General features: G+C 75.7%; 7 protein-coding genes and 1 pseudogene. 2 read left to right on the forward strand and 6 right to left on the reverse strand.

Annotated features, from left to right (window positions below; genetic code table 11):
• Positions 1-13: 13 nt before the first annotated feature.
• A complete protein-coding gene (locus VR45_RS08485; RefSeq protein WP_063772439.1) occupies positions 14-859 on the forward strand; it encodes a DMT family transporter in 846 nt (281 codons plus the stop codon).
• An 83-nt stretch (positions 860-942) separates the two neighbouring features.
• On the opposite strand, the gene corA is transcribed toward VR45_RS08485, so the two are convergent.
• A complete protein-coding gene (corA, locus tag VR45_RS08490; protein ID WP_045939055.1) occupies positions 943-2,067 on the reverse strand; it encodes a magnesium/cobalt transporter CorA in 1,125 nt (374 codons plus the stop codon).
• A gap of 498 nt (positions 2,068-2,565) precedes the next feature.
• Here corA and VR45_RS08495 point away from each other — a divergent pair, with 498 nt between their 5' ends.
• Positions 2,566-3,207 carry a suppressor of fused domain protein gene (locus VR45_RS08495; protein ID WP_078896325.1) on the forward strand — a complete coding sequence of 214 codons (642 nt, stop codon included), beginning with the start codon at positions 2,566-2,568 and terminating at the stop codon, positions 3,205-3,207.
• Positions 3,208-3,241: 34 nt separating this feature from the next.
• Here the strand turns inward: VR45_RS08495 and VR45_RS08500 are convergent, their stop codons facing one another.
• The 5 genes and pseudogenes from VR45_RS08500 to VR45_RS08515 all read right to left on the reverse strand — a co-directional run.
• Positions 3,242-4,102, reverse strand: a complete 861-nt coding sequence (locus tag VR45_RS08500) for a PHP domain-containing protein (protein ID WP_045939056.1) — start codon at positions 4,100-4,102, stop codon at positions 3,242-3,244.
• A gap of 122 nt (positions 4,103-4,224) precedes the next feature.
• The gene (locus tag VR45_RS08505; RefSeq protein ID WP_063772438.1) at positions 4,225-4,863 is read right to left on the reverse strand and encodes a DUF6758 family protein; all 639 of its coding nucleotides are present in this window, start codon (positions 4,861-4,863) and stop codon (positions 4,225-4,227) included.
• Positions 4,864-5,264: 401 nt separating this feature from the next.
• Positions 5,265-5,411: a hypothetical protein gene (locus tag VR45_RS47840; RefSeq protein ID WP_199839869.1), complete on the reverse strand. Its 147-nt coding sequence runs from the start codon at positions 5,409-5,411 to the stop codon at positions 5,265-5,267.
• Positions 5,412-5,838: 427 nt separating this feature from the next.
• Complete coding sequence (locus VR45_RS08510) at positions 5,839-6,750, reverse strand: alpha/beta hydrolase (RefSeq protein WP_045939058.1); 912 nt, start codon at positions 6,748-6,750, stop codon at positions 5,839-5,841.
• A 167-nt stretch (positions 6,751-6,917) separates the two neighbouring features.
• Positions 6,918-7,496: pseudogene (locus tag VR45_RS08515) on the reverse strand (ATP-dependent helicase); the annotation flags it as partial.

Genomic DNA, 7,496 nt, shown 5'->3' on the forward strand with positions numbered 1-7,496 from the left:
CCCCAGGACCGACCTGCTGCTGCTGGCCGTCTCCGTCGGCGCGATCTCGCTCTCCGCCCCGCTGATCAGCGCCACCGCCGCACCCGCCCTGGCCATCGCCTTCTGGCGCAACCTCATGTCGGTCGGCGTGCTCGGCCCCTACGCGCTGCTGCGCCACCGGGCCGAACTGCGCGCCGTCCCCCGGCGGGCGCTGCTGCTGGCCGTGGCGGCCGGCGTGCTGCTCGCCGTCCACTTCGGACTCTGGATGCCCAGCCTGCGGATGACCTCGGTGGCCTCCGCGACCGCGCTGGTCACCACCACCCCGCTGTGGACGATCGTGCTGATGCGGCTGCTCGGGGTGCGGGCGCCCCGGATGGTGTGGCTCGGCACGGTGACCGCCTTCGCCGGCGTCCTGGTGCTCACCGGCGTCGACCTCTCGCTCTCGCCGCGGGCCCTGGCCGGTGACGCGCTCGCGCTCGGCGCGGGTCTCGCCGCGGCCGGCTACATGCTGCTCGGGGCCGAGGTCCGGCGGACCGTCAGCACCACCGCGTACACCCTGGTCTGCTACGCCACCACGGCGGTCGTGCTGCTCGCGGTCTGCCTGGTCGCCGGGACGCCGCTGTCCGGCTGGCCCGCCGGGGCGTGGTGGCAGATCGTGCTGCTGATGGTCACCGCCCAGTTGCTCGGCCACTCGCTCAGCAACCGGGTGCTGCGCACCCTCGGCCCCTCGGTGACCTCCACCGCGATCCTGCTGGAGACCCCGGGCGCCGCGCTGATCGCCGCGCTCTGGCTGGGCCAGTGGCCGCCGGCCGCCGCCTACCCGGCGGTGGTGCTGATCCTGCTCGGCCTGGTCGTGGTCGCCCGCGCCGACCGGAGGTAGTCCGCGCCGACCGGAGGTGGCCCGCGCCGACCGGACGCGGCCCGCGCGGACCGGCGGATTGTGGCCGCAGGCCCGGCCCCCGGCTACAGCCAGCCGTTGCGGCGGAAGCCCCGGTACATGCCGATGCAGATCAGCAGCACGCTGCCGAGCACCATCGGGTAGCCGTAGCGGTGGTGCAGTTCGGGCATGTAGTCGAAGTTCATCCCGTACACGCCGGTGATCATGGTGGGCACCGCGAAGATCGCCGCCCAGGCGGTGATCTTGCGCATGTCCTCGTTCTGCGCCACCGAGACCTGCGCCAGATTGGCCTGGAGCAGCGAGTTCAGCAGCTCGTCGAAGCCGTGCACCTGCTCGGTGACCCGGGCCAGGTGGTCCGCGACGTCCCGGAAGTACTTCTGGATCTCCGGATCGACCAGCCGCTGCAGCGGCTCCGACAGCTGCTGCATCGGCCGCAGCAGCGGCGCCACGGCCCGCTTGAACTCCAGCACCTCGCGCTTGAGCTGGTAGACCCGCCCGACGTCCGCGCCCCGGCCGCCCCGGTTGGAGAACACCTCGAACTCGATCTCGTCCACGTCGGTCTGCAGCTGGTCCGCGACCAGCATGTAGTTGTCCACCACGTGGTCGGCGATCGCGTGCAGCACCGCCGACGGGCCCTTGGCCAGCAGCCCGGTGCCGTCCGCGTCGGCCTCCAGCCGGTGCCGCAGCTCCTTGAGCGAGCTGTGCCCGCCGTGCCGCACGGTGATCACGAAGTCCCGCCCGGCGAACACCATCAGCTCGCCGGTCTCGACCACCTCGCTGGTCGGGGTCAGCTGGTCGTGGTCGACGTACCGGATCGTCTTGAAGACGGCGAACAGCACGTCGTCGTACCGCTCGACCTTCGGCCGCTGGTGCGCGTGCACCGCGTCCTCGACCGCCAGCGGGTGCAGCCCGAAGCGCTGGGCGATGCCCTCGAACTCCGCCTCGGTCGGCTCGTGCAGTCCGATCCAGCTGAACGAGCCCTCGCCCTCGGGCAGTTGCTTCGAGGCCTTGACCAGCCGGGCCGCCTCGCGCGGGCTGCAGGTCTCGCCGTGCCGCCGACCGTGCTGGTAGACCGCGCAGTCCACCACCGCCGACGGGGTCTCACCCGGGTGGATGGAGTCGAACAGGCCCGCCGCGGTGCGGCGGCGGTTGGTGCGGACGGCTGCGCGCAGGCTGTTGATCATCGACATGGCAGGCTCCCTGGGGCAGGAACCGCCGCACGACGGCGTGGTGACGAACGGCCGCGGTGCGACGGCGGAGGAACACCGATGGAATCCGGCGCCTGCGGTCGCTCCCGGGCCTTGCTGGGGCACACGGAACGGAACGACCGGACGTCGGTGGGGTGCTCTCCCGGCCGGACCGGAGGACCGCCGTGCCGTCCGCACGGGGCGGTCGGAACCAGGGTGCCGGTGGGGAAGCCGGTCGGCTGTCGCCGAGGCTCCCAAGGCCCGCTGTTTCAGTCCGCGTGGCGAGGGGTACGGGGAAGGCGTCCGGGCCGGGTAGAGCTGCCGGTACTGCATGGTCGGCTGGTATCCACCGCAACCACCTCCTTCGCGCCGCTGCCCCGGAGGAGGGAAAACTCCCCGGTGGCCAGTCGCTCACACTAACATCCGATCGGCCTCCGGCGCGCCCGCGTTCACGTAAAGGCCGTGCCAACGGCGCGGGGGGCGCGGGTTACGCTCACCGGCATGGCCCACGACTTCCCGCTCTTCGGCGACCCTTCCGGCGGCAGCGCGCACGGCCCCTCCCGGACGGCGGTCCTGGCCGCCGTCGAGGCCCGGCTGCTCACCACCTTCGGCGAGCCGGGCGGCCGCGCCGCCGTGACCTTCCTCGGCGCCGACCGGATCGAGGTGCTGCGCTTCGGCCCCGATGCCGAGGGCCTGGTCCGTTACGCCACGCTCGGCATGTCCGCCGCGCCGATGGCCGACCCGAGCGCCGCGGTCGCCGACCAGGTCCGCGGCCCGCGCGCGGAACTCGTCCTGACGATCCGGGGCGGGCGCGACGGCGTGCTCCGTCCGCTGGCCACCTTCGCGGCGACACCGCAGGTGGAGGGCCTGGTGGTGGCCCCCGGCGGCTCGCTGGACCTCGGCGCCCCGCTGTGGGACGGCGCGCCGTTCACCTCCGTCCTGGCGGCCGAGCCCGGCGGGCTGGTCGAGGACCTGGAACTGGACGAGCCGGCCGACCCGGTCCACTTCCTGCCGCTGCTGCCGATGACCCCCAACGAGGCGGGCTGGAAGCGGGTGCACGGTGCGGCGGCCCTGCAGGAGCGCTGGCTCCAGCACGGGACCGATCTGCGCGACCCGGAGCGGCGGGGCGTCGCCCTGGACTGACGTCCGGGTACGGTGCGGCGGCCGGCCCCCGGGCTCAGCCGCCGATCGGCTTGGCGCCGGTCGCCTGGTCCACGAGCGCCTCGTACACCTGGGGGTCGGTGGTGTGCTCGCCCAGCCGGACCGTCTTGCGGCTGCCGTGGTAGTCGCTGGAGCCGGTGGTGAGCAGCCCCAACTCGGCGGCGAGGCCGCGCAGGTGGGCCCGGGTCGGCTCGTCGTGGTCGATGTGGTCGACCTCCAGCGCGGCCAGACCGGCCGCCGCGAGGTCGGCGACGACCTGGTCGGAGACGGTCCGCCCGCGCTTCACCGCCCCCGGGTGGGCGAAGACCGGCACCCCGCCGGCCGCCCGGACCAGCCGGACCGCCGTCACCGGGTCGGTCTCGTGCTTGCGGACGTCCGCCCGCCCGCCGTTGGCCAGCCAGTCCGCGGTGAACGCGTCCGACACCGAGGCCACCACGCCCGCCTCGACCAGCGCGCTGGCGATGTGCGGACGGCCCACCGACCCTTCTCCGGCGATCCGCTGCACCTGCTCCCAGCTGATGTCCGCGCCCAGCTCGCGGCAGCGCTCGACGATCGCCCGCCCCCGGCGGAACCGGTCGGTGCGCACCAGCTCGCGCTCCGCCGCGAAGGCGGGCTCGGCCGGGTCGAAGAGGTAGGCCAGCAGGTGCATCGAGATGTCGCCGGCCACGCAGGAGAGTTCCGCGCCCGGGACGAGCGTCAGCCGGGTGCCGGCGGGCAGGGCGTGCACCGCGTCGGCCGCCTCGGTGTGGCCGGCCACCGTGTCGTGGTCGGTCAGCGCCACCACGTCCAGCCCGGCCCCGACGGCCGCCGCGACCAGTTCGGCCGGGGTGTCCGTGCCGTCGGAGGCATTGCTGTGGGCGTGGAGGTCGATGCGCACGGGCGGTGCTCCTCGGAGTCGGCGCGGCGCGGGCCGGCGCTGGGTGCCGGCGCGGCGGGCCGGCGGGTGCCGCCCAGGATAGTGCGGCGGCGGTGGCCCGACCGCCCGCCACGGACGGGGCGTCAGCCGAGCAGGTGCGGGGACAGGGCGCCGCAGGGCAGCAGGTCGAGCTCCGCGCCGGCATCCCGCAGGTCCGTCAGGACCAGTTCGTCGTACATCACCAGTGCCGACTGCTCGGGCCAGGCGACGGCCCAGAGCCAGAGCCCGCGGGCCTCGCCGACGAACACCGCGCGGTCCGCCGGGGCGTCCGGCACGTGGAACATCGGGGTCGGCCGGCCGGCCGCCATCAGCTTGGCGTCGGCGGGCTTGTAGAGGGCCACCGACTCGCCCGGGTCGGGGCCGGGCAGTCCGGCGTACCGGGCACCGAGGCCCACGCCCAGCTCCTCGGCCACCAGCACGAGTTCGCCGAAGCCGCCCAGCGGGGCCGGTCCCGAGCAGGCGACGGCGGTGGCCCGGGCGCCCGAGACGTCGTCGCCGACGTGCGCGATGCCGGTGTAGAGCCAGCCCACCGGGAGCGGCCAGGGCAGCCAGACGGGGACCTGGGAACGGGCGACGGCGACGCCGAGTGCCTCGATGCTCGGGGGCAGTACCGGCTGCATCGGGTGCACGTCGCCGTGCCGGTCGCACTGCCAGGTGTCTGAGAACAGACCGGGAGCGCGGACCCGACCGGCGCACCTCGGGCAGCTTGGCTCGCCCCTCATAGCCGACAACGCTCCTCCCTCCGGGCCGCCGCGTCAAGGACGATCACCCGTACGGAGGGCGGACCGGCGGCACCTGTCGGTGGCGGCTGCCCGTCCGGCGCGGGGTGGGCGCGGTGCGGGCGGCTCCCGTTGGGAAATGTCCAGCGGGGGGCGGCGGCAAACGTCGGGGGTGTGCGCCGGGGCGCGCCCCGACGGAGTTCGAGCCGTGTTCGATCTGCGGCCGCGTCGAGGGGCAGGGCCGAGGGGCAGGGCCGACGGCAGAGCGGAGGGGGCCCGTACGCGCTGACGCCCCGTGCTCGCTGTGGCGATGACGGGGCGTCAGTCGGGTATCGGAACGTCCGGATCGGACGGGTCCGGCCCGGCGGCGGGGGAGTCCGGGGACTCCGCCGCGGCCGGCGCGGTCAGACGGCCGGGCACGGACGGATGAGCAGGCGTTCGCCGGTGCGGGCGGCGGCCTGGACGAGCTCGCGGACGGTCTCGGCGTCGGCGATCAGGCGGTCGGTGGCGATGCCGTGGGCGTCGTCCAGTCGGAGGATCTCGAAGCGCATGGGCGTCTCCTTTCCTGGCCCCGCGGCGCGGGGCGGTCGTGGCTGAGTGGGTATCAGCCCTTTCGGGGTCTGTCGGGTCGAGTCGTCGACCGGCTGCTGTCGCGGCAAAGAGGGCTCCCCCCTGATTGCCAAGGGCGCCGATGGCCCTCGTGAACCACACTGCGGTGGCGCTGCTACCGGGCCATTGCCCGTCCGTAACGTCCTGGTTTCGGATGGATCGCGTCGACCGCATGCCGACGTCACTGTCGACGATGTTTTCAGGACTGAATCAAATATTACCGCAACTAACGAATTTTGTCGCCCCCCTTGTACCAGGGGGCCGCAGCGGCCGGTGGGTCGGGGTCCCGCTCTCGGGGTGGTGAGGGGTGCTGCGGGGCGGGAGGGGGCGGTCCGGGGCGGTAGCGGCGGCGGTCGGCGCCGGGCGGGTTCAGCCCCAGTGCGCCAGCAGCGCCTCGGCGGTGGCGGCCGGCTGCTCGGCGTTGGGGGAGTGCCCGGCGTCCGCGACGACCACCCGGCGGGCACCCAGCCGCTCCGCCATCGCGGTCTGCTCCGGGACGGGCCAGGCGTAGTCCTGGACGCCGGAGAGCACCAGGGCGGGCAGCCCGGCGGTGACCGCGGCGGCCAGCTCGGCCACCCGGTCCGGCGCGGCGACCAGGTGGCCGCCGGTGGTGATCAGCGCCTGCGGCACGTTCGCCAGCCAGCGGCGGTGCAGGAACGCTGCCACCTCGGGGGACGGCCGGCGGCGCGCCCGCTCCCCGTCGTTCTGCTCCATCTGCTGGATCACCTGCCAGATCTCCTCCAGTCCCATCGTGGGGAGCACGTCGATCAGCAGCCTGGTCCGCTCCGCCTCGGCCGGGTCGATCGGGCCGGGGCCGGTGGACATCAGCGTCAGCGAGGCCCACGGCAGCGGCGCGCCGCCGGGAGTCGCCGCCGCCTCGGCCGCGGCGGCCAGGACGGCCTCGCGGACCACCTGGCCGCCGAAGGAATGGCCCAGCAGGTGCAGCGGGCCGGTGCCGCCCTCGGCCGCCAGGGCCCCGGTCAGGGCCCGGACGTCCGCGCCCAGGGCGTTCACCGCGTAGGCGGCCGGGTCGTCGTGCGGGCCGCCGGTCTCGTACTGGCCGCGCTGGTCGACCGCGGTCACCCGGTAGCCGGCCGCGGCGAGCGGCTCCAGCAGCGCGATGAAGTCCTCCTTGCTGCCGGTGAAGCCGGGCACCAGCAGGGCCGAGCCCCGCACCGCCCCGGCGGGCTCGGCCCGCAGCGCCGCGAACTGCCCGCGCGCCGTCACCACCCGCAGCGCACGGGCCGAGGGCGGGAGGGTGAGGAACGGCGGCGTGCTCATGGACGGACCTCCGGCGACCGGGGCGAACTCGTGGGTAACCCGAGCATAGGGGCGTCCGGCCGGTCGTTCCCGGGCCCGCCGGGCCGCCGCCGGACGGCTCCCGGGCCGCGCGCGGAACGCCGAAGGGGCGGCCCGGAGGTCCGGACCGCCCCTTCGGGGAACGCGGATCAGCTCTCCGGGGTCGCCTCGGCGGCGGCCGGACGGCGGGCCCGGGTGCGGCGGCGCGGGGCCGGGGCCTCGCCGTCGGCGGCGCCCTCGGCGGGAGCCGCGACCGTGCCCGCCTCGGCGGCGGCCTCGGCCGGAGCCGCGGCCTTGGCCCGCGAGCGGGTGCGGGTGCGCTTCGGCTTCTCCTCGGCGGCCGGGGCCTCGGTGGCCTCGGCGACGGCCGGAGCGGCGGTGGCCGGCTCGACCTCGGCGGCCTCCGCGACGACGGCGGCGGCCTCGGTGGCCGTGCCTTCGCCGGACGCCGGACCGCGCGAGCGGCGGCGACGGCGGCGCGGGGCGGCGCCGTCCTCGCTGCCCTCGACGGCCGGGGCCTGCGGCGCCGCGGGCGCCGCCGTGGCGTCCACGGCCTCGTCGAGCAGGTCGCCCTCGACCGAGCTGCCCCGGCGGGTCCGCCGGCGCTCACGGGTCTTGCGGGAGGCCTTCTCCTCGGCCGCGGCCGGCTCGGCGGCCTCGGGGCGGCCGGAGCCGCTCCGCCCGGCGGGGCGGGCGCTCCGCCCGCCGGAGCGCGAACCGCGCCCGCC

The sequence above is a fragment of the Streptomyces sp. NRRL S-495 genome (assembly GCF_000966955.1).
GTDB lineage: Bacteria > Actinomycetota > Actinomycetes > Streptomycetales > Streptomycetaceae > Kitasatospora > Kitasatospora purpeofusca.